Source organism: Planomicrobium sp. YIM 101495 (assembly GCF_009707665.1).
In the GTDB taxonomy this organism is placed as follows: domain Bacteria; phylum Bacillota; class Bacilli; order Bacillales_A; family Planococcaceae; genus Planococcus.
The window spans coordinates 37,203-64,132 of the sequence record NZ_WLZW01000001.1; the positions used below are offsets into that span (position 1 = coordinate 37,203).

Annotated in this window: 26 protein-coding genes; 22 read left to right on the top strand and 4 right to left on the bottom strand. The window is 49.4% G+C overall.

Translation table 11 applies throughout. The features are described from left to right. Positions 1-13 precede the first annotated feature (13 nt). The 6 genes from GIW82_RS00300 (at position 14) to GIW82_RS00325 (ending at position 7,522) form a co-directional block, all read left to right on the top strand. Positions 14-805, top strand: coding sequence for an ABC transporter ATP-binding protein (locus tag GIW82_RS00300; RefSeq protein ID WP_370455934.1), 792 nt, complete (start codon positions 14-16; stop codon positions 803-805). After that, positions 792-2,708 (top strand): FtsX-like permease family protein, encoded by a 1,917-nt coding sequence (locus tag GIW82_RS00305; RefSeq protein ID WP_154749529.1) that lies wholly within the window; start codon positions 792-794, stop codon positions 2,706-2,708. Before GIW82_RS00300 ends, GIW82_RS00305 begins: the two co-directional genes overlap by 14 nt. Positions 2,709-2,907: 199 nt before the next feature. Further along, positions 2,908-4,497 (top strand): ATP-binding protein, encoded by a 1,590-nt coding sequence (locus tag GIW82_RS00310; RefSeq protein ID WP_230309121.1) that lies wholly within the window; start codon positions 2,908-2,910, stop codon positions 4,495-4,497. Continuing rightward, the gene (locus GIW82_RS00315; RefSeq protein ID WP_154747949.1) at positions 4,494-5,201 is read left to right on the top strand and encodes a response regulator; all 708 of its coding nucleotides are present in this window, start codon (positions 4,494-4,496) and stop codon (positions 5,199-5,201) included. Before GIW82_RS00310 ends, GIW82_RS00315 begins: the two co-directional genes overlap by 4 nt. 180 nt (positions 5,202-5,381) lie before the next feature. Continuing rightward, positions 5,382-6,704, top strand: a complete 1,323-nt coding sequence (locus GIW82_RS00320) for a CitMHS family transporter (RefSeq protein WP_154747950.1) — start codon at positions 5,382-5,384, stop codon at positions 6,702-6,704. 212 nt (positions 6,705-6,916) lie between these two features. After that, positions 6,917-7,522: an NADPH-dependent FMN reductase gene (locus GIW82_RS00325; protein WP_195913906.1), complete on the top strand. Its 606-nt coding sequence runs from the start codon at positions 6,917-6,919 to the stop codon at positions 7,520-7,522. A gap of 68 nt (positions 7,523-7,590) precedes the next feature. Here the strand turns inward: GIW82_RS00325 and GIW82_RS00330 are convergent, their stop codons facing one another. Continuing rightward, the gene (locus GIW82_RS00330) at positions 7,591-7,779 is read right to left on the bottom strand and encodes a hypothetical protein (RefSeq protein WP_154747952.1); all 189 of its coding nucleotides are present in this window, start codon (positions 7,777-7,779) and stop codon (positions 7,591-7,593) included. Between the two features lie 184 nt (positions 7,780-7,963). Here GIW82_RS00330 and sdhB point away from each other — a divergent pair, with 184 nt between their 5' ends. Both sdhB and GIW82_RS00340 read left to right on the top strand, forming a co-directional pair. Further along, the gene (gene sdhB, locus GIW82_RS00335; protein ID WP_154747953.1) at positions 7,964-8,734 is read left to right on the top strand and encodes a succinate dehydrogenase iron-sulfur subunit; all 771 of its coding nucleotides are present in this window, start codon (positions 7,964-7,966) and stop codon (positions 8,732-8,734) included. Between the two features lie 64 nt (positions 8,735-8,798). Beyond that, the gene (locus GIW82_RS00340) at positions 8,799-9,041 is read left to right on the top strand and encodes a hypothetical protein (RefSeq protein WP_370455936.1); all 243 of its coding nucleotides are present in this window, start codon (positions 8,799-8,801) and stop codon (positions 9,039-9,041) included. Between the two features lie 60 nt (positions 9,042-9,101). Here the strand turns inward: GIW82_RS00340 and GIW82_RS00345 are convergent, their stop codons facing one another. Continuing rightward, positions 9,102-10,970, bottom strand: coding sequence for an SEC-C metal-binding domain-containing protein (locus tag GIW82_RS00345; RefSeq protein ID WP_154747955.1), 1,869 nt, complete (start codon positions 10,968-10,970; stop codon positions 9,102-9,104). Next, positions 10,967-11,395, bottom strand: coding sequence for a hypothetical protein (locus tag GIW82_RS00350; protein WP_154747956.1), 429 nt, complete (start codon positions 11,393-11,395; stop codon positions 10,967-10,969). Before GIW82_RS00350 ends, GIW82_RS00345 begins: the two co-directional genes overlap by 4 nt. A gap of 182 nt (positions 11,396-11,577) precedes the next feature. Here GIW82_RS00350 and modA point away from each other — a divergent pair, with 182 nt between their 5' ends. The 14 genes from modA (at position 11,578) to GIW82_RS00420 (ending at position 26,429) form a co-directional block, all read left to right on the top strand. After that, entirely contained in the window at positions 11,578-12,351 is a 774-nt protein-coding gene (gene modA, locus GIW82_RS00355; protein ID WP_154747957.1) for a molybdate ABC transporter substrate-binding protein, read from the top strand. Next, positions 12,351-13,031 (top strand): molybdate ABC transporter permease subunit, encoded by a 681-nt coding sequence (gene modB / locus GIW82_RS00360; protein WP_195913907.1) that lies wholly within the window; start codon positions 12,351-12,353, stop codon positions 13,029-13,031. The genes modA and modB overlap by 1 nt, the downstream gene beginning before the upstream one ends. 3 nt (positions 13,032-13,034) lie before the next feature. Beyond that, positions 13,035-13,673 (top strand): ATP-binding cassette domain-containing protein, encoded by a 639-nt coding sequence (locus tag GIW82_RS00365; RefSeq protein ID WP_154747959.1) that lies wholly within the window; start codon positions 13,035-13,037, stop codon positions 13,671-13,673. Between the two features lie 202 nt (positions 13,674-13,875). Beyond that, positions 13,876-17,550, top strand: a complete 3,675-nt coding sequence (locus GIW82_RS00370) for a nitrate reductase subunit alpha (protein ID WP_154747960.1) — start codon at positions 13,876-13,878, stop codon at positions 17,548-17,550. Then, positions 17,540-19,126, top strand: coding sequence for a nitrate reductase subunit beta (gene narH / locus GIW82_RS00375; protein WP_154747961.1), 1,587 nt, complete (start codon positions 17,540-17,542; stop codon positions 19,124-19,126). The genes GIW82_RS00370 and narH overlap by 11 nt, the downstream gene beginning before the upstream one ends. Next, positions 19,119-19,694 carry a nitrate reductase molybdenum cofactor assembly chaperone gene (gene narJ / locus GIW82_RS00380; RefSeq protein WP_370455937.1) on the top strand — a complete coding sequence of 192 codons (576 nt, stop codon included), beginning with the start codon at positions 19,119-19,121 and terminating at the stop codon, positions 19,692-19,694. Before narH ends, narJ begins: the two co-directional genes overlap by 8 nt. Next, a complete protein-coding gene (gene narI, locus GIW82_RS00385) occupies positions 19,681-20,370 on the top strand; it encodes a respiratory nitrate reductase subunit gamma (RefSeq protein ID WP_154747963.1) in 690 nt (229 codons plus the stop codon). The genes narJ and narI overlap by 14 nt, the downstream gene beginning before the upstream one ends. 45 nt (positions 20,371-20,415) lie before the next feature. Beyond that, a complete protein-coding gene (locus GIW82_RS00390) occupies positions 20,416-20,874 on the top strand; it encodes a GAF domain-containing protein (RefSeq protein ID WP_154747964.1) in 459 nt (152 codons plus the stop codon). Then, positions 20,874-21,923 (top strand): sensor histidine kinase, encoded by a 1,050-nt coding sequence (locus tag GIW82_RS00395; RefSeq protein WP_154747965.1) that lies wholly within the window; start codon positions 20,874-20,876, stop codon positions 21,921-21,923. The genes GIW82_RS00390 and GIW82_RS00395 overlap by 1 nt, the downstream gene beginning before the upstream one ends. Before the next feature lie 13 nt (positions 21,924-21,936). Then, a complete protein-coding gene (locus GIW82_RS00400) occupies positions 21,937-22,584 on the top strand; it encodes a response regulator transcription factor (RefSeq protein ID WP_154747966.1) in 648 nt (215 codons plus the stop codon). A 20-nt stretch (positions 22,585-22,604) separates the two neighbouring features. After that, complete coding sequence (locus tag GIW82_RS00405) at positions 22,605-23,132, top strand: hemerythrin domain-containing protein (RefSeq protein ID WP_154747967.1); 528 nt, start codon at positions 22,605-22,607, stop codon at positions 23,130-23,132. A gap of 210 nt (positions 23,133-23,342) precedes the next feature. Further along, a complete protein-coding gene (locus GIW82_RS00410) occupies positions 23,343-24,848 on the top strand; it encodes a nitrate/nitrite transporter (protein WP_154747968.1) in 1,506 nt (501 codons plus the stop codon). 27 nt (positions 24,849-24,875) lie between these two features. Beyond that, positions 24,876-25,895: a ThiF family adenylyltransferase gene (locus tag GIW82_RS00415; RefSeq protein WP_154747969.1), complete on the top strand. Its 1,020-nt coding sequence runs from the start codon at positions 24,876-24,878 to the stop codon at positions 25,893-25,895. 18 nt (positions 25,896-25,913) lie between these two features. Next, positions 25,914-26,429 (top strand): MogA/MoaB family molybdenum cofactor biosynthesis protein, encoded by a 516-nt coding sequence (locus GIW82_RS00420; protein WP_154747970.1) that lies wholly within the window; start codon positions 25,914-25,916, stop codon positions 26,427-26,429. Here the strand turns inward: GIW82_RS00420 and moaC are convergent. Beyond that, entirely contained in the window at positions 26,414-26,902 is a 489-nt protein-coding gene (moaC, locus tag GIW82_RS00425) for a cyclic pyranopterin monophosphate synthase MoaC (protein ID WP_154747971.1), read from the bottom strand. The genes GIW82_RS00420 and moaC overlap by 16 nt on opposite strands. Positions 26,903-26,930 lie beyond the last annotated feature (28 nt).

The window sequence follows — 26,930 nt, forward strand, 5'->3', positions numbered from 1 at the left end:
CAGGGAGGCAATCATGATGAGAAAAATGAAGGCGCAGGAAACGACGGCTTTGCATGCACAGAACGTGCGCAAATCATTTGGTACGAGAAGCAACGTCCAGCAGGTGCTGAAAGGGATCGATCTGCGTGTGGAGGAAGGGGAGTTCATCGGCATCATGGGTCCGTCGGGGTCCGGCAAGACGACACTGCTCAATGTGCTTGCCACCATCGACCGCGCGACGGAAGGAACGATCCTGATCGGCGGCTCGGACATTTCAAAAATGCGCGATGCGAAAATGGCGGCGTTCCGGCGCAGCCAGCTCGGCTTCATTTTCCAGGATTACAACCTGCTTGATACATTGACAGTGAAAGAAAATATCCTTCTTCCCGTAACCCTCGGAAAGCGCGGCAACAAGAAGGCGGAGGACGAATTCCAGACGATCGCGGACAGCCTCGGCATTACGGAGCTTGCGGACAAATATCCGCATGAAATCTCCGGCGGCCAGAAACAGCGCACAGCCGCTGCACGCGCACTCATCAATCAGCCGTCCATGGTATTTGCGGACGAGCCGACAGGCGCGCTCGATTCGAAATCGGCTTCCTCGCTTCTCGGCAATCTGGCGGACGTCAACGAACAGCGCAGCGTGACGATCATGATGGTCACACACGATCCGCTCGCGTCGAGTTATTGCAGCCGTGTGGCCTTCCTGAAAGATGGCCAGATCTATTCAGAGCTATACAAAGGAGCAAAGACACGCCAGGCATTCTTCCAGGAGATCCTCAATGTCCAGGCCGTGCTCGGAGGTGACAGCGTTGACGCTCTTTGACCTTGTCCTCCGCAGCATGCGGAAAAACCTTAAACTGTATTATCTGTATTTCTTCGCATTGATTTCGAGCGTCGTGATGTATTTCGTCTTTGCGACGCTCCAGCATACACCTGTCATTGTGGAGCAGGGCGGCAATTCCATGACGACTTCGTTCCAGATTGCAGGCGTGCTTGTGCTGTTGATTGCGGGGATCTTCGTCGTGTATGCGAACGCGATTTTCCTGACACGGAGAAGCCAGGAAATCGGCCTCTTCCAGTTGATCGGACTCCAAAAGAACACGGTTGCAAAGATACTGGCGGCAGAAAACCTGCTGCTGGGAGCCGGGGCTCTCGTCATCGGGATTGCAGTCGGCCTTCTTGTGTCACGTGTCTTCCTGCTGCTGCTCCTCAAATTGATCGGACTTGAGACGATCATCGAATTGACGTTCTCCGCAACTGCGATCATCCAGACGATTGCGCTGTTTTTCGTCATTTTCCTCCTGACGACTATCCAGATGGTTTTCACCGTCTACCGAAGTTCGCTACTGGCATTGTTTTCGTCACAGAAAAAAGGGGAGCATCCGAAGCAGCCGTCCACAGCCAAATCGGCCGTCCTTGCATTGCTTGGGGCCGGCCTGATCGGCTTCTCTTACTGGCTGTCCACGCAAATGCTGAACGAACAGCTGTTTCTGAATATGTTCCTCGTGCTGGCGGCGATCATTCCGGGAACGTACCTGATTTTCCGGGTGACGATCAGCTGGGTGCTCTACAAAATCAGGAAACGCCATGACGGCCATCTGGGCCTTGTGAACAGCTTATCGCTGGCGCCGCTCATGCACCGGATGAAAGGCAACGCCAATTCATTGACAGCCATTACGATCCTGTCCGCCATGACGTTGACGATGATTGCCGTGTCATACTCCTATTATTATGCAACCGAAAAAGAAACTGGGGCGATGATGCCGTTCGACTTCATGTTCGAAGACGATGCGGCGGGAGCGGATGAGATCAGCCGGGAGCTTGAAGAGAGCGGCATCGCGTACGAACGTGGCATCATGGAGACGGTCGTAGCGGTCGGAGGGTTCGAGAACGGGGCATTGCCTGTATCGAGTTCCCCATACGACATGCGTCTGTCAGTCGTCAGTGACGAAGCCCTCCGCCAAGCGGGCATCGATATAGATGCACCTGCTTCAGGAACTGCGAGTTTCCACACGACTTCTTCCGCGTCTCTGTTCATCGATGCAGTTTCCCTGCCGGTCAATATCCATTTCAATGACGACAACGAGACGGCGGTTTCAGTCACTGAAGTCGGAGATGGCAATGTCATCAATTGGTCGTCGTTCACTTCGCAGCTTGTCGTGGATGAAGCGACTTACAGCCAATTGAAGGCTTCCCTTGCCGGAGAAGACGTCGCTCTTCAGCGGATCGACGGCTTCCATATCACGGACGAAGAACAGGTGGCAGCGGCTTCGGCGATCTATCAGCAGGGGAAATACACGTCGAGAGGGCCGCACGTCGATTATTATTCCTCCTATCAGGAAGCGCTTCAGGCGAACGGGATGCTGATTTTCATCGCCGGGTTCCTTGGACTTGTTTTCCTCATCTCGACGGGCAGCATCCTGTACTTCAAGCAGATGACAGAAGCGGAGCAGGAGAAGAAGAGCTACGAAACTCTCCGCCAGCTCGGGTTCTCAGTGGGCGAAATCATGCGCGGCATCATCCGCAAACAGCTTTTCGTCTTCGGACTGCCCCTCATAGTTGGCCTTGTCCATTCGCTGTTCGCCATCAACGTCGCATCGTATTTCTTCCAGACGGACATCGCGGTGCCGACAATCATCGCGCTCGCGGCCTATACACTGATCTATCTGATGTTCGCGTTCCTGACGGTCGGTTATTACCGCAAAGTGGTGAAAGCTGCACTGTAACAATCACCTGCGTTCAAAATGAACTTCATTTTGAGCGCAGGTTTTCTTATGTATTGAAGCACTTCTGTCAGTCAAAGGGATAAAGAGCGATATGGTATGATGACAAAAGGACAAATAGGAATGGGTTGAGAGGGGAAGCTGTATGGATCGACTTCGGAAGTTTCATGAAAAAAAGCCATTTGTGCCTTCGCGCAGCCGCTTGAATTTGAAAATGCGGATGATCGGCCTGATCGGCTTTCTAGTCATCTCCACTGTTTTTGTTATCGGTCTTTTCCTGCATTATTTTTTGACGGACACGCTCGAGAGCCAGCTGGGTGAGCAGGCATTGGGTGTAGCTGAAAGCATCGCACTTAATCCCGATATCGGAGCAGCTTTTGATGAAGAAGACCCATCGTCGGTTATTCAACCGCTTGTTGCACCGGTCTTGGAGGCAACCCGTGCTGAATTTATCGTCGTGGGTAATCGGGAGCAGATCCGGTATTCCCATCCCAACCCTGAGCAGATCGGTGAGCGGATGGTCGGGGAAGATAATGAACGTGCGCTTCTTAATGGTGAATCCTACGTTTCAGAAGCAGCTGGATCACTCGGCCGGTCGCTGCGGGCAAAAGTCCCGATTCGTTCAGACGGCGAAGTGATCGGCGTGGTATCTGTCGGTTTTCTTGCAGAAGATATCCAGGAACTAATCGGCGATTATAGCCAGGAAATTTGGCTGACACTCGCAGTCGTAGGCCTTGCTGCACTTTTAATGGCGATCGGAATCGCAAATTACATCAAACGGATTTTGTATGGCCTCGAACCCGAAGAAATTTCCCATCTTTTATTCCAAAGAGAAACGATTCTGCAATCGACGCTCGAAGGAATCATCGCGGTCAACGACAAGGGCGAAATTACGTTATTGAATGAAAGAGCACAAAGTCTGCTGTTGTTGGACAGATCTTCAGAAGTATCGTTGATCGGAAAACCGATTCGCGAAGTGTTGCCGAATTCGGATTTGGTGGAAATCCTGAAGACAAAAAAGAGTATGGACAATCAGGAGAAAGTGTATGGCAATAAAGAAGTGTATGTAAATTCACGTCCGATTTATTATGAAGGTGCGCTCGTCGGAGCAGTTTCGACATTCCGCAACAAAGATGAAATTGAACAACTGACCAAGGAATTGTCACAAGTTAAACAATACGCCAATGCACTGAGGGCACAGACCCATGAATTTTCAAATAAACTTTATACTATCTCGGGACTTCTGTATTTGGACAAAAAACAGGAAGTGTACGATTTCATCCAGATGGAGCAAGATACGCAGCAGGAGTGGATCCGGCGCTTGATCGATAAAGTGGCAGATCTTCTCGTCAGCGGAATTCTGATCGGGAAGATCAATCAGGCGAGTGAACAGCAAATCGAGTTGACAATCGATCCCGACAGTCGGCTTGAATTTCCTTTGTCTGACGTTCAGCGGGATGCACTGCTTTCAGCGATCGGGAACTTGGTGGATAACGCTATTGAATCGGTGAAAGAACAGCCGACCGACCAACGTTTCATTTCGCTCTATTTCACTGATATCGGCGAAGAGATAATTTTGGAGATTGATGATTCCGGAAAAGGCTTCTCGGGTGGTGAAGAAAGCCATCTGTTCGAGCAAGGCTTTTCGTCGAAGCAAGGAGTTGACCGTGGCTATGGCTTAAGTACGGTGAAACAGCTCGTGCTGCGAGCCGGCGGGGCTGTATATGTGGAAGAAAGTGACCTTGGCGGGGCATGCTTTGTAGTTTCCATGCCGAAGGAGGGAAGTAAATGACGTTGAAAGAATTGCACGTACTAATAATTGAAGATGATTTCCGGGTAGCGGAAATCAACCAGCAGCTCGTGGAACAAGTAGAGGGGTTCTATGTAGCCGCTATTGCCAAGACAGGGCAGGAAGCGTTGGCTTTTCTCGAAAAGGCAACGCTTCCTGATTTGGTGTTGCTCGATGTCTTTATCCCGGATCGGCACGGCCTCCAATTGCTTTGGGAAATCCGTGGCAAGTCCAAGCAGATAGGCATCATCATATTGTCAGCAGCGAACGAAACCGCAACAGTCGCAGAAGCACTGAACGGCGGAGTCTTCGATTACATCGTTAAACCGCCCGATTTCGGCAGAATCGAATCGGCGCTGCTCCGCTTTCGTGAACAGAAGAACCTGTTCACATCAAGAAAAACGTTGGAGCAAGCTGAAATTGATCGGCTCATCGGCGTCCGGAAAGCAGGAAGAACCACTGATGAATATCCGGAAGCACTGCCGAAAGGAATCGATCGTCTGACACTTCAAGACGTTATCGCCACTTTGCAGGAGGCAGGGGAAGGTGGTATTAATGCAATGGAGATGGGGAAGGCGGTCGGAGTCAGCCGCTCGACAGCCCGCCGTTATTTGGAGCACCTCGTAGCAGCAGGCGAAGCGAAAGCCCAATTGAATTACGGAGAAATCGGCCGGCCGGAACGCCGTTACATCCCATGGACAAAATGAACAAAAAGAGCAGAAAAACCATTAGTTCGTTAAATTGAATAAGCTTATTTCCCAAATCCTTTCATGTTAAATTGAAATCTATCATTTAACGGGGAAGGTTTTTTTCATGAACCGCATAGATTGTATGCGTTTTCATCGCCTTTTCCTTCAGTTTATTTTTTTACATTAGGGGGAAAGATTATGTTAAGTATTATCGGTTTGCTGACAATTGTCGCAATTGTCGCCCTTTTGATCAGCAATAAAATCACGCCAATCGTTGCACTAGTGCTCGTTCCGATCGTGGCAGCGTTTGTGGCAGGCTTCAGTTTTGCTGAAATCGGCGTATTCTTTAATGATGGCATCAGTGATGTAATGAGTGTCGTCATTATGTTCATCTTTGCCATTCTTTTCTTTGGCATCATGCAGGATGTGGGGTTGTTCGATCCGCTGATCAATAAAATGATTGAAGTGTCAAAAGGAAATGTCATCGCTGTCGCAGTCGGCACAGTTTTAATCGCTGCTGTCGCACAATTGGATGGCTCAGGCGCTTCTACTTTCCTTATTACGATTCCGGCTTTACTGCCGCTTTATAAACGGTTGAAAATGAATCCGTATCTGTTGCTGCTGCTCGTCGGTACGTCCGCGAGTATCATGAATATGCTGCCATGGGCAGGTCCACTTGGGCGAACTGCTGCTGTCCTGGGAATGGAGGTCACTGAACTTTGGCGTCCACTGATCAAGGTGCAGATCATCGGTCTTGTCTTGCTTGTAGGGCTCGCAGTCTTACTTGCCATCCGTGAAAAACGGTTGATTGCCAAACGAGGAGACTTCAATGAAAAGCTATTCGAAGACGCTGCAGCTCCAGTTGATGGAGCACAGGATGCGGCTTCTATGAAAGCGGCTGCTCTTCGCAGACCGAAACTATTATGGCTAAATACGCTTTTGGCACTTGCTGTCATCGGTGTACTTGTCTGGGGCATCGTTCCTGCCGGTTTCACGTTCATGATTGGTGTCAGTGTTGCATTACCGCTGAATTATCCGAATATGAAAGACCAGATGGAGCGAATCAAAGATCATGCTCCGAACGCTTTGCTTATGGCCGCCATCATCCTGGCAGCCGGCTCATTCCTTGGAATTTTGAATGGCACGTTGATGCTTGATTCGATCGCTACCGATCTGGTGACGATTTTACCGGCATTCGTTATTCCTTACCTTCACTTAATCATTGGGTTCTTCGGTGTTCCATTCGATTTACTGTTGAGCACCGATGCGTATTACTTTGCATTGTTCCCGATTGTTGAACAAGTTGCAGCAACTGCTGGAGTCGCTTCATTGTCCACAGCTTACGCGATGATCATCGGTAACATCATCGGAACGTTCGTTAGTCCATTCTCACCGGCACTTTGGCTGGCACTCGGACTGGCAGGCCTCGAAATGGGCCGTCACATCCGCTATTCGTTATTGATCATGTGGGGATTCAGCATTGTATTGTTAGTCATTTCCATCTTCATGGGCGTCATTTAAGATCTTTCCGTACCGCATCACTTGCAGAAGTGATACGGTGCGGTTTTTGATTGTTTTCCAGATGTGAAAACAAGTTCGAAATCAAAAGGTTGACTCTTTCAATTACCTGTGTTATATTTATCTCGAATCAAAGATAAATAAATCTTTTATTTTTTTAACCATATACCTCGAATCCGAGATTTATGGTTTTGCATTGAAGGAGGAAGAATGAAATGGGATTGCTCGATAAATTATTCGGCAAGCAAGCACCACAACATGAGGAGGAAATAACAATGGAAAAAATGAATATCGGTATTGTCTTAGGATCGACACGTGAGGGACGTTTGAGCCCACAAGTAGGGAACTGGGTAAAAGAGTTAGCTGACAAGCGTGGAGATGCGAACTACACGATCATCGACATCGCTGATTATAAATTGCCATTGCTGGGCGAAAACGGCGGAGATGCTTCGGGCGCAGCCGGCTGGTCAGAAGCAGTAGCAGCACAGGACGGCTTTGTCTTCGTCGTTCAGGAGTACAACCACTCCATCTCAGCTTCATTGAAAAACGCACTCGACTATCTGCGCGATGAGTGGGGCAATAAAGCAGCCGGAATCGTTTCTTACGGTTCAGTAGGCGGCGCGCGTGCAGCAGAACACTTGCGCGGCATCCTTGGAGAGCTGCAAGTTGCGGATGTACGTGTTCATCCGGCACTTTCACTGTTCACGGATTTCGAAAATGGTGCAGAATTGAAAGCAGCTCCAGTCCAAGCTGATTCCGTTAACCAAATGTTGGACCAGGTCATCCCTTGGGCGACTGCATTGAAAACAATCCGCAAATAAGAGACAAGCAAATGAAAAGGCTGGCCGCTACGATAAGCGGTCAGCCTTTTTTCGTACAGCGAAAGCAATTATTGCTTAACGCTTTTATTCTTATCTAATTTCTCTCTTAATTCTTTGCGCATCCACAGTTCCTTTTCCTTCAACCTTAAGTGGGCATCCGAGTATTCGGGCTTCACAGAACCGCTGCCGAGTCCTTCGTTGATCATCCGGTCGACATCCTTGAACCAATCATAAGCAGGGTATTTCTTTTCTTCCATGAAAAACTCCTCCTTTTTATTCGTTATACCATCTATATTCAGAATACAACAAAAAAACAGAAAAAACCTTGATTCAGCTCAAGTTTTCTCTTTTTCTCCAGATTTCCATGTTTTAATTATCAGAAAATTTATGCTATACTTTTGGAGAATAGAATGAATCGATCTAAACGGGAGGGGGAAAGGGATGGGAAGCAGCGCTAAAACAGTCAAATTGGAAATTGAACGAAGAGATCGGCCGGAAGATAAGCCATATTTTGAGAAGTTTGAACTGCCGTACAGGCAAAATATGAACGTCATATCTGCCTTGATGGAGATTCGCCGGAACCCAATCAATGTGGAAGGGAAGATGACGACGCCGGTCGCGTGGGATATGAATTGCCTCGAGGAAGTTTGTGGGGCTTGTTCGATGGTAATCAACGGCAAAGCACGCCAATCATGCACGGCACTTGTCGACCAGCTTGAGCAGCCGATCCGCCTGCAGCCAATGAAGACGTTCCCAGTTGTCCGTGACTTAATCGTCGACCGCAGTACAATGTTCGATACATTGAAGCGATTGAAAGCATGGATTCCAATCGATGGTACGTATGAGTTAGGGGAAGGTCCAAGGATGCCTGAACGAAAACGGCAGTGGGCATATGAATTGGCGAAGTGTATGACATGTGGAGTTTGTTTGGAAGCTTGTCCGAATGTCAATGACAAATCGGACTTTATCGGCGCAGCACCGATTTCTCAAGTGCGTTTGATGAATGCACATCCGACCGGGTCGATGAATCGCGATGAGCGGCTGAACTTGCTAATGGGACCTGGCGGTATCCAGCTTTGCGGCATGGCGCAGAACTGTGTGGAATCTTGTCCGAAAGGGATTCCGCTGACGACTTCGATTTCTTCGATGAACCGCGATACGACCATTCAAATGTTCCGGAACTTCTTCGGAAGTGATCATTCGGTCGGTTGAAGAACTTGTTTAGTAACTGCTGAAAACGGGCATTTGTAACGTAAAAGTGAGGGAGGAATCTGAGGTGCCAATTGAAAACAAGCCAGAAGAACAGTATACGAGCCGGACGGAGCGGGAAGCAATCGGTAGAAGGACTAATGCAGGCTTTGCACGTGTGGAACGGGTGGAAGTAGAGCAAGGCGCAAGTGATTTGCCGACCGGTCCAATCGGCCAGAAGTTGAGGGAAGAGGAAATCCGAAGACGTGTAGGTGAAGGGAATTTCGATACGGCAAAGGATGACCGCCAAACAAATTCGATCAATAGCTAGGAGTCAAAATAGCACGGCCGCTGAAGTAGATTAATCTTCAGCGGCCGTTTTTTGGCTGGTTTAATTTTTCATCAAAGCAGGTGCTAAAAACGACCAGATCAAACGAGCTTCTTCGGGTGAACGTGGCGTAATGATGGCAGAAAGCGGATACGGCAATACATCCAGCCGTCTTTCTACATACTTTTTGACGTATGGATTTTGCTCGACCGCTTCCTCGTATAATTCCTGCGTAGCACGTGAGTGGAGATCCTGCTCTCGTTGGATGAGCCACTTGAACCAGGAATAAAATGCATTGTCAGCGTAAGCGTCTTCGTAATGCGCGATTAAGCTTTCGGCTTCTTCGAATTTCCCGAGCACAATCAGTGATGAAATAGCCAAGTAACGAGCGCCTTGATGATCGCCAGGGTTAAGTTGCAGAAGCTTTTGGAACTCAGCGAATGCTTGCTGATGCTCTCTTTGTGCCCAGTAATGGACACCAAGCAAGAAAATTGCACGTAAATATGGCCGATTCGCGATGTAGAGCCAAGGTATATCCATTTCTTTTTCGTAATAGGCTTGCCCGTGTCGAATCGCTTCTTTCAGAAGTGCTTCTTTTTCCATGAAGTCCGTCTCGGCTTCAGCAGAAAGCAAGAATCCGTCCGTCAGTTGGGGAGCGAGCTGCTGAATTGCTTTGATACGGTCGCTGTCTCGATCATCACGGTTCATAGCGTATAGTTCATACGCCGTTAACTGCGCTTTTTCAGCATCAGACTTCGGTTCGTATGGTTTCGCATGATAGTATTCCATTTGGCGTTTCAGTGCAGACTCGCTTGTAATTGCCGCATTCTTCAAATGCATGAACAGCTGCCAGTTCTGCAGCTCATTCGTTTTCGGATTGGTACCGACTTCGAACGCATATGCAGCTTCTTTCTCCTGTCCGGCGATCACCTCATCATAAAATATGCGTAAAGTATCTGCGAAATCCTGGATGGCTTCCTGCTCGACTTCGAACTGTTCTGCCAACTGTTGGAGTGACCAGCCGAACTGCAAGAGGTTCTGTTCGATGCTGAACTGGATTGCTCCAGCTATTGCCGCTTCAGGAACGGACGGAAGCGGCTCGATGTGATGGAAGAATGTTTCGATCAGCTCATCACTTTTCAAGTCGTGTTCGATCATGAACAGTTCGAGCGACCGGACCGTTTCCAAGACATCTTCTGGAACTTCGTGTCTACTGCGGATTCCGCTGCTGAACATTTGATAAATCGGTATTAAGTTGCGGCGGTAAAATTCCTGCGATGAAGTCGTTTCGGAAGTGCTGTACATGTCTTTTAGTTTGCCGATTGTTTCTGTCTTCGTCTCAACCGTCACCGTGATACTGTTAAGCGTCATTAGGAAACGGTCGTTCATGCGCGCATCTGGTAAATAAAACCCGAGCGCAAGATTCCCGTTGTCGACTGGAAACGATTCGTTGACGTCGATTTCATAAACTTTTTCGGAGAGAAGATCGCGCATCTCTGCACGGTAGTTCGTAATCGAAAGGATTTCCCCGATAAGAAAAACGGGATCTATCCAAGAGCTGAGCACGCGCTGGATTTGTGTGCGTTCTTCACGTGCGACTTGTTGCTTGATGAAGTCATTCCAAACATCGACGTGCTCCGAGAAGAAAAACGTATCCCCGATGATTCCACCGGATTTTTCCTCTCCGTAAAGTGGGACAAGAAGGTTTTCCGTCTTATCTTTCCATGCAAGTAATTCCTTTTGTTCCGAAGGACGCGGGTGATTCTTGAAAAATGCTTGAAGAACTTTCTGTAGCGCAGTGTTCTGTTCTTGCATCAGCTGCTCCTGGGCTACATTCTTTTCACAGCATTTCTTGAACTTCTTGCCGCTGCCACAGTGACATGGGTCATTTCTGCCGATCGACTCGTGCGTTTCCCCATGAAGCCGGGTCATTTCGACGGCTCCTCAAGCAGCATGCGTTCCTCATCACGGCTATGTATCGCGTTGACGACAAGCAACGCATGGAATTGCTGCATCACTTCATATGTTAAACTTTCCTCGACAAGCATTTCTTTAATGTCCGCTACAATAATTCGAAGCAAATCGTGGTCGCGTGTCAATTTCACAACTGCTTCTTCCAGTGTTGGGTCTTGTTGAAGCATTTCCCGGTAAAAGCCGTCTTCTTCAGAGTCAGCGTGGCTGATGACACGTGTTTCCCAATATTCTACTAAGTGATCAGCTGCCTGTCGTGCGACTTCGAATTCCTTCGCCCGCAGCAAGTCTTCCATTTCCTGTGTTTTCGTAATGGCTCCTGTTAATCCTCCTTGATGGATTGCGTGGTGTGCATGGAGTTGGCGTAGTGATGGACCTGATGGCATAGTCGATCATCCTCTCGTTTTTTTTTCAGTATAGCACGCAGATTATCGTGAATTTCTGGGCTAGGAACATTCCTTAACCGAAACAGGGAATTCCCTGATAGGTGAAAACGGCTTAAAAGTCCATCATTTAAGTAACGCATATGGAAATACATAACGTTCGGCGGGAAAGGGGATGAGGGTTTATGAGAAAGTTGATCGTATTCTGTTCGGCGGTGTTGTTGCTGTCGTCATGCGACAAGACTTCTGCGGATTCTAGCGATGAGCTGTTCATCTCTTCAGCTTCCAGTTTGACGGACGTGATGCAGCAGGTGGAAACGGAATTCGAGCGGAAACATCCAGAAGTGGACCTCGTGTTCAACTTCGGCTCATCGAGCAAATTGCGGAACCAGATTCAACAAGGTGCTCCAGTCGATGTGTTCTTATCGGCGAGCGCTCAAGATATGAAGATACTGGAGGAAGAAGGGGCCATGAAGGACGGGTCAGTCCAAAGCTTTGCAGCGAACCGTCTCGTTTTGGCATCTTCTGGACCAATTGACGAGGGAGTTGAACTTTCCTCCCAAATTAAAAATTCTGAAGACATAATCGCGATCGGCGAACCGGAAAGTGTGCCGCTCGGATTTTATACGAAGCAATCACTAGAGCAACTCGGCATATGGGAAAGTCTCGATGGACGGATGATTTATGCGAAAGACGCACGGCAAGTGCTGAGCTACCTCGAAAGCGGCAATGCCGGCATGGGGATTCTTTATGCATCCGATGCCATCGGTTCCGACAGACTTGATACCGTCATCGATATCCCGGTAGGCAATGAACAGATTGTCTATCCAGCAGGCATATTAGCTGAAACAAAAAAGAGTAAAGCAGCTGAAGCGTTCCTGACGTTTTTGACGAGTGAACACGGAAGACAGCTGCTGGAGGACTTCGGCTTCGCTTCTAATGAAGGAGAGGATGACTGATGCCGTACGATGTATCCCCATTTTTCCTTTCATTAAAAGTTGCGGGCATTTCGACGTTTTTCGTCTTCATCACGTGCTTGCTTCTTGCACGGTTCATGGCAAAGAAGGAGTTCTTCGGGAAAAGTTTCGTCGAATCACTCATTTTATTACCTCTCGTATTGCCGCCGACGGTCATCGGCTTCGGCTTGATTTACTTGTTCGGCGTGAACGGCCCACTCGGTAGCTTGTTGGAGCAATGGTTTGGTGTACGCGTCGTGTTCACGTGGGGCGGAGCGGTCATCGCTTCGTTCGTCGTGTCGGTACCACTGATGTACCAAAGCACACTCGCAGCGTTTGAGCAAGTGGACCCGCGCTGGGAAAATGTCGCCCGGACGATGGGATTGTCGGAGTGGCGGATTTTTAGAACCATCACATTTCCACTCGCATGGCCAGGTATTTTTGCGGGATTGATCTTATCGTTCGCACGAGGAATCGGAGAGTTCGGTGCCACGTTGATGATTGCAGGCTATATCCCAGGACAGACAGAAACGGTACCACTCGCCATCTACTTTGCATATGAAGCCGGACAGATGGGAAAAGCGGCGTTTTGGGTGCTGATTATTTCTTCACTCGGGCTGGCAGGCATTTCGTGGCTGAATTATTGGCGGCGGAAAAATTCCGTCAGGCTGGGGAGGGAGTAAGGGATGTTACACGTGGATTTCAAGAAGCGGCTGGAACACTTCGAACTGACTGTAGAATTTGAACTTCGGCAAGAAATATTAGCATTGATCGGCTCGTCGGGATCAGGGAAAACGACCTTGCTCAATTGTCTCGCCGGCATCAATCAGCCGGATCAAGGAGAGATTTCCTTAGGCAGCAAACATTTTTATAAAGACGGGCAAAAACCTTTGAAAATCCAGAAGCGCAATGTGGGGTATTTGTTTCAGGACTACGCACTGTTCCCGCACTGGAACGTGGAGCGGAACATCTTGAGCGGCTTGTCTCGTAAAGCGGATTTAACACATGTGAAGGAATTGACGGAACTGCTCGGAATTAACGCGTTGCTCCAGAAATACCCGCACCAAATTTCCGGCGGGGAAAAGCAGCGTGTCGCACTGGCGCGGGCGCTCGCAGCGAAGCCGGACATCCTGTTATTGGACGAACCGTTTTCCGCACTGGACGACGAGACGCGGAGTCGCTGCCAAGGAGAACTGCTTCGTATTCACGAGGTTTGGCAGATCCCCGTGATTTTCGTGACGCACCGGAAGGCCGACGCGGAGACGCTCGCTGATCGTGTGATCCGGATCGAAAAAGGACAAATGACGGAACAGCAACGCACATAAGGAATCCCTCGCATCATGCCAATCTCCATGGTGCGAGGGTTTTTTTGTTTTGAATCAGGCAGCAACAAGGGTTTTTCAGAAGTTGAATAGGACATTCCCTAATGTGAACTGAACGGACGTAATTCCATAATGGAACTATACGAATGAGATGTCATTGATTCCCTTCAATATCGTTCATTCTGAAAAGGAGTGGTTGTTCGCGATGAAAAAAAGATATGGTTTTAATTTCTTTAAACCGGTAGAGAGCTATTCAGGCAGCTGGTCCATCCTTGAAGAGAAGAATCGGGATTGGGAGAACATGTATCGCCAAAGATGGTCTCACGACAAAGTAGTCCGCACGACACACGGGGTCAACTGTACAGGATCCTGTAGTTGGAAAGTATTCGTCAAGAACGGCATCATCACTTGGGAGAACCAGCAGATCGACTACCCTTCCTGCGGCCCGGATATGCCGGAATTCGAACCGCGCGGTTGTCCGCGCGGGGCAACATTTTCTTGGTATGAGTACAGCCCGCTTCGCGTGAAGTACCCATACATGCGTGGCCGACTATGGCGCTTATGGAAGGCAGCGCGACAAGCGCATCCGAATCCAGTGGTAGCGTGGGCAAGCATTGTGGAAGACCCGGAGAAAGCACAGTTCTACAAATCGGCTCGTGGGAAAGGCGGACACGTCCGAGTCAACTGGGAGGATGCGCTCGAACTGATCGCGGCTCAGCTGATTTATACAATCCAGAAGTATGGGCCGGACCGGATCGCCGGCTTCACACCAATTCCTGCGATGTCGATGATCAGCTATGCATCAGGCGCACGTTTCATTTCCTTGCTTGGTGGACAAATGTTGAGCTTCTACGATTGGTACGCGGATCTTCCGCCAGCTTCTCCGCAGATTTGGGGAGAGCAGACGGACGTTCCGGAATCATCGGACTGGTACAACGCCGGTTACTTGATGATGTGGGGCTCGAACGTTCCGTTAACGCGGACGCCGGATGCGCACTTCATGACGGAAGTTCGCTACAAAGGAACGAAAGTCGTTTCCGTCGCACCGGATTTCGCAGAGAACGTTAAGTTTGCGGACAACTGGCTTGCACCGCACCCAGGGACGGACGCAGCACTCGCACAGGCGATGACACACGTTATCCTGGACGAGTTTTACCAGCAGCGAAAAGAACCGATGTTCATCGATTATGCGAAGCAATATACGGATATGCCATTTATGATTTTGCTTGATCCGCATGAAGATTCCATGAAAGGCGGACGTTTCCTTCGCGCAAGCGACCTCGGTGATGCGTCACAGCACTCGGACTGGAAGCCGGTCATTTTCGATGAAGCAATCGACGCTTTAAAAGTCCCGAACGGCACTATGGGACAACGTTGGGAAGAAGATAAGAAATGGAACTTGATTCTTGAAAACGAAGATGGCACGAAAGTGGAGCCGGCATTGTCCGTCGAAGGACACGGAGAAGAATGGCTGGATATCGTCTTCCCGTATTTCGATAACAAAGGGAACGGGACGTTCAAACGGACGATTCCGGCGAAGAAAATCACATTGGCGGACGGCACAGAGCGTTATGCGGCGACAGTTTACGACTTGATGATGAGTCAGTACGGCGTCGCACGGACGGACAGCCCGTACAATGCCAAAGGCTACGACGATGCATCATCTCATTACACACCTGCTTGGCAAGAAGGCGTGACATCGGTAAAAGCGTCTGTCGTTACGCAGATTGCACGCGAATTCGCGCAAAACTCGCTTGATACAGGCGGCCGTTCGATGATCATCATGGGAGCGGGAATCAACCACTGGTTCAACAGTGACACGATTTACCGCGCGATTTTGAACCTCGTTGTCTTGACGGCTTCACAAGGTGTCAACGGCGGTGGATGGGCGCACTACGTCGGACAGGAAAAATGCCGTCCGATTGAAGGCTGGTCAACAATCGCATTCGCGAAAGACTGGCAAGGACCTGCTCGCCTTCAAAACGCGACATCGTTCTTCTATTTCGCGACAGAGCAATGGCGTTATGAAGAAGCTGGAACAGACAGCTTGAAATCACCGACGAGCGGGGAAGTCGCTTATCAGCACCCAGCGGATTATAACGTGCTCGCTGCACGTCTCGGCTGGCTGCCCTCTTATCCACAGTTCGATAAGAACAGCTTATTGTTCGCGGAAGAAGCTTCACGAGAAGGCAAGAAAACGAATAAGGAAATCATTGATCATGCAGTGGAGCAAGTGACGTCTCGTGAGACGAAATTCGCTGTGGAAGATCCGGGTGCACCGGAAAACTTCCCACGCTCACTATTCATCTGGCGTTCGAACTTAATCTCGAGTTCAGCAAAAGGTCAGGAATACTTCATGAAACACTTGCTTGGCACATCAAGCGGACTATTGGCAGAGCCGAACACGGATGCCAAACCTGAAGAAATTGTCTGGCGCGATGATGTCGAAGGGAAACTGGATCTCATGGTTGCACTTGATTTCCGGATGACATCGACACCGCTTTATGCAGACATCGTCTTACCAGCAGCTACTTGGTACGAGAAGACGGACTTGTCTTCGACGGATATGCACCCATTCGTCCACCCGTTCAATCCAGCGGTCAACCCACTTTGGGAATCCCGCTCCGACTGGGACATCTACAGCAAGCTAGCTGAGAAGTTCTCGGAAATGGCACGGACGGAATTACCAGGCGTCTACAAAGATGTCGTCATCACTCCGCTTGCTCATGACACGGTGAGTGAAATTTCACAACCGATGGGGCTCGTCAAGGATTGGACAAAAGGGGAAATCGAAGCGGAGCCAGGCAAAACAATGCCGAACTTCAGTATCGTCGAGCGTGATTATACGAAGATCCACGATAAATACATCTCGCTCGGACCAAACTTGGTTGTCGGCAAGACCGGCGCACACGGCGTCAGCTTCTCAGTAGCAGATGAGTATGAGGAATTGAAACAAATCAACGGAACGTTCTTCGATGAATCAATCAAGAACGGCTTACCGAAAATCCAGACAGCACGCCAAGTGGCAGATGCCATGCTGAACTTGTCTTCTGCAACTAACGGCCGCGTTTCGCAAAAAGCATACGCTGAAGCGGAAAAAGATACGGGTGTTGAGCTGAAGGATATCTCTGCAGACCGTGCAGCGGAGAAAATCACGTTCCAGAGCATTACTGTCCAACCGCGTGAAGTTATCCCGACACCGGTATTCTCGGGCTCCAATAAGATGGGACGTCGTTATTCACCATTCACGACAAACATTGAGCGGCTCGTGCCTTTCCGGACATTGACGGGAAGGCAGCACTTCTATATCGACCATGAGATTTTCCAGCAGTTTGGTGAAGCGTTGCCGGTGTACAAGCCGACATTGCCGCCGATGGTGTTCGGCCCGAACGATAAGGAAATTAAAGGCGGCGTGGATTCACTGGTATTGCGTTACTTGACGCCTCACGGCAAGTGGAACATCCACTCGACGTATCAGGATAACCAACACATGCTGACGCTGTTCCGCGGTGGACCAACCGTGTGGATCAACAACGATGATGCAGCAGACCATGACATCAATGACAACGACTGGCTGGAAGTGTACAACCGGAACGGTGTCGTTGCAGCACGTGCTGTCGTCAGTCACCGGATGCCACGCGGCACGATGTTTATGTACCATGCCCAGGATAAGCATATCAACGTACCAGGATCGGAAATCACAGATACGCGAGGCGGCAGTCACAATGCTCCGACGCGCATCCACTTGAAGCCGACGCAAATGGTCGGTGGTTACGCACAGCTGAGCTACGGATTCAATTACTACGGCCCGATCGGGAATCAGCGGGATGAATATGTCGCTGTAAGGAAGAAGAAGGAGGTTGACTGGCTTGAAGATTAAAGCGCAAGTAGCGATGGTGATGAACTTGGATAAATGCATCGGCTGTCATACGTGCAGTGTCACCTGTAAGACCACTTGGACCAACCGGAAAGGCGCAGAGTACATGTGGTTCAACAACGTGGAGACGAAGCCGGGCATTGGCTATCCGAAGCGTTGGGAAGATCAGGAGCTGTATAAAGGCGGCTGGCATCTCCGCAAAGGGAAGCTGGAGCTGAAGTCAGGGAACAAATTGTCGAAAATCGCACTCGGAAAAATCTTCTACAACCCGGATATGCCAGAAATGAAAGACTACTACGAGCCGTGGACGTATAACTACGAGCATTTGACGAATGTCGGAGAAACGGAGCACTCGCCAGTAGCACGTGCCCACTCGGCAGTAACAGGAGAGAAGATGGATCTGGAATGGGGCCCGAACTGGGAAGATGACTTGGCCGGTGCTCACATCACTGGTCCACTTGACCCGAACATCCAGAAAATCGAAGAGGAAATCAAATTCAATTTCGAGAAATCGTTCATGATTTATTTGCCGCGTCTTTGTGAACACTGCTTGAATCCAAGCTGTGTCGCATCATGTCCATCAGGCGCGATCTACAAGCGTGAAGAAGACGGCATTGTTTTAGTCGACCAAGAAGCATGCCGCGGCTGGCGTTACTGTATGACCGGCTGTCCGTATAAGAAAGTGTACTTCAACTGGCAGACGAACAAAGCGGAGAAATGTACATTCTGCTTCCCAAGAATCGAGTCAGGCCTTCCGACGGTCTGTTCGGAAACGTGTACGGGCCGAATCCGTTACCTTGGTGTCTTGTTATACGATGCGGACCGTGTACTGGAAGTAGCATCGACGCCAGACGAGAAAGACTTGTACCAGGCACAATGTGATTTGTTCATCGATCCATTCGATCCGGAAATGATCGAGCAAGCACGAAAAGATGGCATCACAGAAGACTGGATTGAAGCTGCACAAAATTCACCGGTCTACAAGCTTGCAATCGAGCACCAGCTGGCATTCCCGTTGCACCCGGAATACCGCACATTGCCGATGGTCTGGTATGTGCCGCCTCTTAGCCCGATCATGAACTATTTCGAAGGGAAAGATTCGATCAAGAACCCGGATATGATTTTTCCGGCGATCGAAGAAATGCGTACGCCAATTCAGTATTTGGCGAACATGCTGACGGCTGGCGATACGGAAACTGTCAAGAAATCCTTGCAGCGAATGGCGATGATGCGTTCATACATGCGTGCATTGTCATCAGGCAAGGAATTCGACAACAGCCGACTCGACCGCATCGGTATGACGCCGCACCAGACGGAGAAAATGTACCGTCTACTGGCAATCGCCAAATACGAAGACCGTTTCGTCATCCCGAGCACGCACCGTGAGAACCGTGTTAACCCTTACCGTGCACAAGGAATGGAAGGCTATGACAGCAGCGGCATGGGCGGCTGGGGTGATGATTCCGGAGGTGCATGTGACGGCTGTGGACCAGCAAGTCCGAGTCCGACAGGCACAGCATTGAAATCAGGAAAAGAAATATATGAAGAGAATTTCTACGGGGGGATCTGGCGTGATTAATTTGGAGAAACTATATGACCATAAACACTCTTTCGGGTTTTTCTCCTATCATCTGACTTACCCGGAAAAGCTGGATTTTCACCCGCAATTGATCGAAGACCATTTTGAAGAGGGACATCCTGCATATGAGCATGTCCAAACTTACTGGTCATTGATGCACGAGTACAGCTTGGATGAAATCCAGGAGATGTACACAAGCACATTCGATTTCCAGAAAGATAGTACGCTTTTCATGACGTATTTCAAGTTCGAAGACGCGAAAGAACGCGGGCAGATGCTCGCGAAATTAAAAGTTCTGTATGAAATGTTCGGACTCGAAATGCCGGACTCGGAACTGTCGGATTTCCTTCCGCTCATCTGCGAATTTCTTTACGCAGCTGAGTGGCTCGGGGATCCCCGGGCTCCGCAAAGCTTCAGCATGCTCGTCGCGGTACTAGAAGATGGCACGTTTCATTTGTTGAATTCACTCGAGAAGCATGGAAGCCCTTACTATCACTTAGTGAAAGGGCTGCGTGAAACGTTCAAGGCTTGCGTTGAACGGGAGGTTCAGGCCAATGGACATAGTTAATCAATTCTTATGGGTGATTTTCCCCTATATTTGCATCGCACTGTTCATATTCGGGCACATTTACAGATACCGCACGGATAAATTCCATTGGACTGCAAAATCCAGTGAATTTATCGAGAAGAAACAGCTGATGATCGGCAGTCTCTTGTTCCACCTCGGAATCATTCCGGTCGTCTTCGGTCATATCGGGGGCCTTGGTATCCCAAAATCGTGGATGCAGGCAATCGGAGTCAATGACCATCTGTACCATATCGGTGCAGTCTATATCGGTGGATTCTTCGGAGTCGTCACGTTAGTAGGGATGTTCATTTTGACATTCCGCCGTTTCTCCAAGAAGAACGTGCGCCAGTTGAGTTCGTTCTCGGATCTCGCCGTCAATTCGATTTTGTTGTTCATCGTTTTCATCGGAGTGTATGCGACATTCATTACAAATGCAGTGGTTCCGGATTTTGACTACCGGACGACAATCTCGGTCTGGTTCAGGGGCTTGTTCTACTTGAACCCGAACCCTGCGCTCATGTCGAATGTCCCGTTGACGTTCCAATTGCACGTATTGACTGCCTTCGCTATTTTCGCCTTGTGGCCATTCACTCGCTTAGTCCACGTATGGAGTGTCCCATTGAATTATGCTGGGAGAAGTTATATTCTATACAGAAGACATAAACATACGAAATGAAAAGAGGGGGTCCCCTCTTTTTATTTTCACTTAGGAGATATCTTAATGAGGAATTATGCGGATTACCAAACACAGATCGAACAACTACGCTCCGCTGCACAGTATGACTTCGTGGCCATTGCGCTTGTTGAGCCTGCAGAAAACCAATATGTCCTGAAATGGAAATACGGGGCTGGGAATTTGAATGACCGCTTCAAGAAAGTCGTTTTGAAATCCGGGAAAGGCATCGCTGGAATCGTCTACAAGACAGGCAAGCCGTTGCTGATCAAAAATGTATCGGGCTTCGAAGATCCGACAGGCCTGTTCAATTACCCGATCGTAACGTTCGAGAAATTGAGGAGTATCGGTGCGGTGCCTCTATGGCATAATGGCAGAGTTGCCGGCGTTCTACTGGCGGGCTTCAGGGATACGCACAAGATGACGGATGAAGAACTGGAGCTATTATGGAGAGCTGCTGACAAAGGGATCGGAAATTTGAACGGGAAGGATTTGATGCTGAGTTGATGTCAGCAAACAACGACCTGAAAATAGATTTGATGACGAAGCTGTTTGAAAACAGTACAGAAGCCATTTTTTTCTTCGACCGTGACGGGAAATCGATTTCGATGAATCCTGCAGCGGAAAAAATCGTCGATCCGGCCGTACGTAAACAGCTGAGAGAAGGCGCCGATGATGCGATTTGTAAAGCATGTCGGGGCTACACGAGCAGCACAGATCTTCAGACGTGTCTTGATTGCTATTTAAACAGTACCAAACCAACGGAATTCGCTTCTTTTCAAGTCTATTTGGATACAGAAGGAAAAGGCGTCATACCGTATGCGGCGACGTTCCATACGATCGATCCGGAGCAAGGCATTCGTGTCTTCATGCTACGGGATTTGACGCCTCAATTCGAAACACAGAAGAAACTGCATCAGAACTTGATGATGAAGCATGTCATCGAAGCGCAGGAAAGCGAACGGAAACGGATTTCGCGTGAACTGCATGACAGTGTCGCACAGGAATTGTTGAGCGCAGTCATCGAACTGCGTGCATTGAAGTATATTACCGCGAGCCAGGAGATCTTGAACAAGACCGACGAAACGAAAATGACGTTGACCCGTCTGCTCGATGATATCCGGAACTTATCTGTTGAACTGCGTCCCGCGGCACTTGATGATTTCGGACTGGAAGCGGCGTTTCGTTCGCATTTCAAGCGGACCGAGGAAAGCTTCGGCATTACCATCGAATTCAAGTCGGATATTGAAAAGAGGCGTTACAGTAACGAAATCGAAACGGTCTTTTACCGCGTCTGCCAGGAGGCGGTGCTGAATGCGATCAAGTATGCGGGCGTGGAGGAAGTGAACGTCTATTTATTCGAACGCGACAATGCTGTGCAATTGATCGTCCGTGATGAGGGGGAGGGTTTTATGATGGGCATGGAGCCGCTCGGAACCGGACTTGGCCTTTATGGCATGAAAGAACGGGCAGAGCTCGTGGATGGCCATGTCGGTATTTTTTCACAGCCGACGAAAGGGACGACTGTGCACTTACGCGTTCCAATGGGAAAGTGAGGGCGGAGAGAACATGAAAATTGTTATCGCGGACGATCATGCGATTGTCAGAAGTGGTTTTTCGATGATCTTGAACTATCAAGAGGATATGGAAGTGATCGGCCTGGCTGCAGATGGCATCGAAGCGTACCAGATGGTATCGAAGCACCAGCCTGATATTTTGTTGTTGGACTTGAGCATGCCTCCAGGAGAAAGCGGTTTGATTGCGACCGGCAAGATCAAAGAAGATTTTCCGGAGACGAAGATCCTGATTTTGACGATGCATGACGATGAGGAATATTTGTTCCATGTACTCAAGAACGGCGCATCCGGCTACATGCTGAAGAACGCGCCGGATGAGGAATTGCTGCTGGCAGTCCGGACAATCCATAGCGGAGGGACTTACATACATCCGAAGATGGCGACGTCCTTGGTCCGAGAATTCATCAGCAAGGACTCCAGCCAGAAGAACGCGGATCCATTCGAGCTGCTGACGAAACGGGAGATCGAAGTGTTGCCGCTGATTGCGAAAGGATACGGCAACAAGGAAATCGCCCAGAAGCTGTTCATCTCCGTCAAGACGGTCGAAGCCCATAAAGCGAAGATTATGGAGAAGCTGGAATTGAAGAGCCGCCCGGAAATCGTCGAATACGCCTTGAAGAAAAAGCTATTGAACTTCTAATGCAGGAAAGGAGATCCGAAATGGTGAAACAGACAGAGCTCCGATTCACGGAACCCGGCATGCGTCTGCTGGAAAACGAACATCGCTATTTGTCCTGCTTGATGGATGAATGGCACGCAATCGTTCTCGAATTCGAAAACGACGATATGACGTTGGAGGAAGGGCGCATCAAACTGAAGACGCTGCGCCAAAAGCTCTTTGAATTCATCGAACCGCTGAAGAATCATACTGACAAAGAAGAAGAGCATTTCTTCCCGGTATTAGGGACTTACATCGGCTTCGAGCAAGGACCACTTGTCGGAATTCAGGAAGAGCACCAGGAAATTGACGGCTATATCGGGCACTTTTTCCATCACACGCGGGATAACATCGACTTGATGTCATTGGAGGATCTGAGTGCAGTTGCAAAGGATGCTGGCGAAGCATTTGAGGTGCTGACGATTCATTTCGTCAAAGAAGAGACTGTGTTGTTCCCGATGGCAGAGAAATTGATGAAAGCCGCAGATCAAGATGCCTTGTACGAAAAAATGAATACCCTCATTACGTAAGTTGATGGAGCCGCTTCCTTGTGAAGCGGCTTTTTTGCGCGTTCTTTTAGCGGAAGCTGGAAAAATGGCTGACGGATCGCATGTTTAAGGGATTCCCCTTGCATGGTGAGGGGACTCCCTTATTAAAAAGGTTGTGTCGAAAGGATAAAATGAAGGCAGGGAATCAATAACTGAAATCGTAAAGAAAATTTTACGGAAAAGGTGATTTGGATGATTAAGAAAGTGCAATTACCGCTTCAAACGATGAACTTGGTCGTCGGTTTCATGGTGTGGGTCATCATTTCTTCGCTGATCCCATTCATCAGTGAAGATATTGCGATTCCGCCAGAGAGACTGGCCATCGTCACCGCTGTACCTGTCGTGCTCGGATCGATTCTTCGGATCCCGCTCGGTTATTACGCAAACGTCTTCGGTGCACGAATCATTTTTCTTGTCAGCTTCATCCTGCTTTTTTTCCCGGTGTTCTATTTGAGTGAGGCTTCCACGTTCAATGATTTGATCATCGGAGGCCTCTTCCTGGGAATCGGGGGAGCGGTATTTTCTGTCGGCGTAACGTCCTTGCCGAAGTATTATCCGAAAGAAAAGCACGGCCTCGTCAACGGAATATACGGGGCAGGGAATATCGGGACCGCCATCACGACATTCAGTGCACCGCTGATTGCGACGCAAATCGGTTGGTCTGCAACGATCAAGCTATTCCTGATCTTGCTCGTGTTGTTCGCCTTGCTGAACTTTTTCTTCGGTGACCGTCATGAAGAGAAAGTGAAAACCCCTATTTTTGAGCAGATCAAAGGCGTCTACAAAAATGAAAAGCTTTGGTTTTTCTCTTTGTTCTACTTCATCACGTTTGGCTCGTTTGTCGCATTCACGATCTATTTGCCGAACTTCCTTGTCAGCAACTACGGATTAGAGAAAGTCGACGCCGGCATGCGGACAGCCGGATTCATCGCACTCGCGACATTCTTGCGTCCGGTCGGTGGCTGGCTCGGTGATAAATTGCAGCCGTTAGTGCTGATGATGGGCACGTTCTTGATCTACACGATTGCAGCGATTGTCCTGGCTTTCTCACCGTCGATCGGTTTGTACACAGCAGGAAGTCTTGCCATCGCGATCAGCGCAGGAATCGGGAACGGTGTTATTTTCAAACTGGTGCCATTCTACTTCAATAAACAAGCAGGAATCGTCAACGGGATTGTCTCGATGATGGGTGGGCTCGGAGGGTTCTTCCCGCCGATTATGCTGTCGATTATCTTCTCGTTGACTGGACAGTATTCGATTGGGTTCATGTTGCTGTCCCAAGTGGCATTGGCGAGTTTCGTGCTTGTCGTCTGGATGTATTACCAAGACCGTCTGCAGCTTGCGGGTGAAGTATTCAACTCGACCGGCCAAGGGATTTTAGTGACAGACGTTTCCGGTCGGATCAAGACCGTCAATCCAGCATTCACAAAATTGACTGGCTTCGATATCGATGATGTCCTCGGCCAAAACCCGAGCATGATGAAATCAGGAAGACAGTCGAAAGAGTTTTACCAGAACATGTGGAAAGAAATAAAAGGGCAAGGTATGTGGCAAGGGGAAATTTGGAACGTCCGGAAAAACGGCGAAGAATATTTGCAGTGGTTGAATATCAGTGCCGTCCAGGACGATACAGGAGAAGTGGTTCGGTACGTAGGAACGTTCACGGATATTACGTCCGAGTTCGAAAGCCGTCAGTAATCGGGAGCAGGAAAGGAGGAGGTGCAGTTGAAAGAGCGTTATTCCCGTCAATTACTGTTTAAGCCGGTAGGGGAGAATGGCCAGCGGAAGTTGAGTGAGAGCGCGGTCGCCATCATCGGCTGCGGCGCACTCGGTTCTGCAATTGCCGAAACATTGACGCGTGCGGGTGTCGGAGAAATCCACCTCGTGGACCGGGACTATGTGGAACTGTCCAATCTTCAGCGGCAGCAGCTGTTCACAGAGGCGGATGCTTCTGAGATGATGCCGAAAGTGACGGCTGCCGAAGCACGGCTGAAAGCCATTCGGAGCGACTTGCGGTTATACACATACCTTGAACACCTAGGTGCACGTCTCATGGAAGAACTTACGGCGTCCTGCACACTCGTCATGGACGCGACCGATAATTTTGAAACGCGGTTGTTGATCAATGACGTCTCTGTAAAGCACGGCATTCCGTGGATTTACGGGGCGTGTGTCGGAAGTTCAGGCGTCGTGTTTCCGTTCATTCCAGGACGGACTTCCTGTTTCCGCTGCCTTCTACCTGTTTTGCCAGCAGTAAACGAAACGTGCGATACAGCGGGAATCATCCCGCCAGCTGTGCAAGTAACGGCAGCAATGCAATGCACAGAGGCTTTGAAGTGGTTAAGCGGGAACGAAGAAGCGATGCGGAAAAAAATCCATCACTTTGACTTATGGACGAACGCTCAAGTAGACATTGGTGTTTCCCGTATAAAGAACGGGCAATGTGAAACATGCGGTGACAGTCCTCGCTTTCCATCACTTGAAGACGCCTCAGCCAGCTCCTACGCAGTCTTATGCGGCAGGGAAGCGGTGCAAGTGCTACCGGATCCACAAAGAAAGATTTCACTCGGTGAAGCGGAAAAGGTGGGACACCGGTTAGGCGGTGGTGTGAGAAGTACCCCGCATTTCGTCGAACTGCAAGTGTTCGGGAAACGGGCGGTACTGTTCGCAGATGGACGTCTCATGATTCATGGCATCCGGAACGTTTCGGACGGCAGGAAATTTTATCATCAATTGTTCGGTTGAATGGGAGGGGGGCTGTGGATGTCGGAAGTGTTCGAGCTAGATAAAGAAATCCGCATTGCGGTGATGACGGTTAGTGACACGCGTACTCGTGAAACGGATACAGGTGGTGCGCTTGTCAGAGAGCTAGCGGTCGCACGCAACATGAAAATCGCTGCACAGACCATCGTGAAGGATGATGGAGGAGAAATTGAAGGTGTGATGCGTCAGTGGCTTGCTGATGTTGAAATCGATGCCATCATTTCAACCGGTGGGACAGGGATTGCGGGACGCGATATTTCGATCGAAGCGATCGCACCGTTTTATGATAAAGAGCTGCCGGGATTCGGTGAATTGTTCCGCTACTTGAGCTTCACGGAAGATATTGGGACGCGTGCATTATTAACCCGCGCTTCGGCAGGAGTGGCTAATGAAACAGCCATTTTCATCCTGCCAGGATCACGCGGAGCAGTGGAGCTTGCGATGGAGCGGCTTGTGTTGCCGGAACTACAGCACATCGTCTTCGAGCTGAAAAAGCACCATCAGTCGCGAGCGTAGTCTCCGGACTTGCCGCCAGTCTTCTCAAGCAGCATCGTCGGTCCGACAATCATCTCTTTGCCCGCCGCTTTGCACATATCGTAAATCGTCAAGGCAGCAGCGGATGCGGCAGTCAGTGCTTCCATTTCCACACCGGTCGGCCCTTTCGTTTTGACCGTTGCATACAACAAGACTTCATAGTGGGAATTCGCTTCATCGACATTCCATTCGAATGAAATATCGACGCCACTAAGTGCAAGTGGGTGACACATCGGGATGATTTGCGCAGTGTTTTTGGCAGCCATGATACCCGCTACTTGTGCAACAGCGAAGACGTCCCCTTTTTTATTCGTACCGTCTTTAATTTGTGCGTAAATCGCTTCATTAATGAGTACAGCGGATTTGGCACGGGCAGTGCGCACCGTCTCATTCTTATCCGAGACATCGACCATCTTGGCCCGTCCTTGTTCGTTGAAGTGTGTCAGTTCAGACATTGCAATCATCCTTTCCGTTTCTTAATAG

What these genes read in the sequence shown, in the direction of transcription:
- GIW82_RS00405 (WP_154747967.1), top strand. Translation starts at nt 22,605, where the DNA reads ATGGTGAAACAGACAGAGCTCCGATTCACGGAACCCGGCATGCGTCTG.
- GIW82_RS00350 (WP_154747956.1), bottom strand. Translation starts at nt 11,395, where the DNA reads ATGCCATCAGGTCCATCACTACGCCAACTCCATGCACACCACGCAATC.
- moaC (WP_154747971.1), bottom strand. Translation starts at nt 26,902, where the DNA reads ATGTCTGAACTGACACACTTCAACGAACAAGGACGGGCCAAGATGGTC.
- GIW82_RS00410 (WP_154747968.1), top strand. Translation starts at nt 23,343, where the DNA reads ATGATTAAGAAAGTGCAATTACCGCTTCAAACGATGAACTTGGTCGTC.
- GIW82_RS00390 (WP_154747964.1), top strand. Translation starts at nt 20,416, where the DNA reads ATGAGGAATTATGCGGATTACCAAACACAGATCGAACAACTACGCTCC.
- sdhB (WP_154747953.1), top strand. Translation starts at nt 7,964, where the DNA reads ATGGGAAGCAGCGCTAAAACAGTCAAATTGGAAATTGAACGAAGAGAT.
- GIW82_RS00325 (WP_195913906.1), top strand. Translation starts at nt 6,917, where the DNA reads ATGGGATTGCTCGATAAATTATTCGGCAAGCAAGCACCACAACATGAG.
- GIW82_RS00400 (WP_154747966.1), top strand. Translation starts at nt 21,937, where the DNA reads ATGAAAATTGTTATCGCGGACGATCATGCGATTGTCAGAAGTGGTTTT.
- GIW82_RS00315 (WP_154747949.1), top strand. Translation starts at nt 4,494, where the DNA reads ATGACGTTGAAAGAATTGCACGTACTAATAATTGAAGATGATTTCCGG.
- GIW82_RS00330 (WP_154747952.1), bottom strand. Translation starts at nt 7,779, where the DNA reads ATGGAAGAAAAGAAATACCCTGCTTATGATTGGTTCAAGGATGTCGAC.
- GIW82_RS00345 (WP_154747955.1), bottom strand. Translation starts at nt 10,970, where the DNA reads ATGACCCGGCTTCATGGGGAAACGCACGAGTCGATCGGCAGAAATGAC.
- GIW82_RS00420 (WP_154747970.1), top strand. Translation starts at nt 25,914, where the DNA reads ATGTCGGAAGTGTTCGAGCTAGATAAAGAAATCCGCATTGCGGTGATG.
- GIW82_RS00320 (WP_154747950.1), top strand. Translation starts at nt 5,382, where the DNA reads ATGTTAAGTATTATCGGTTTGCTGACAATTGTCGCAATTGTCGCCCTT.
- modB (WP_195913907.1), top strand. Translation starts at nt 12,351, where the DNA reads ATGCCGTACGATGTATCCCCATTTTTCCTTTCATTAAAAGTTGCGGGC.
- GIW82_RS00395 (WP_154747965.1), top strand. Translation starts at nt 20,874, where the DNA reads ATGTCAGCAAACAACGACCTGAAAATAGATTTGATGACGAAGCTGTTT.
- GIW82_RS00365 (WP_154747959.1), top strand. Translation starts at nt 13,035, where the DNA reads ATGTTACACGTGGATTTCAAGAAGCGGCTGGAACACTTCGAACTGACT.
- GIW82_RS00300 (WP_370455934.1), top strand. Translation starts at nt 14, where the DNA reads ATGATGAGAAAAATGAAGGCGCAGGAAACGACGGCTTTGCATGCACAG.
- GIW82_RS00370 (WP_154747960.1), top strand. Translation starts at nt 13,876, where the DNA reads ATGAAAAAAAGATATGGTTTTAATTTCTTTAAACCGGTAGAGAGCTAT.
- narI (WP_154747963.1), top strand. Translation starts at nt 19,681, where the DNA reads ATGGACATAGTTAATCAATTCTTATGGGTGATTTTCCCCTATATTTGC.
- modA (WP_154747957.1), top strand. Translation starts at nt 11,578, where the DNA reads ATGAGAAAGTTGATCGTATTCTGTTCGGCGGTGTTGTTGCTGTCGTCA.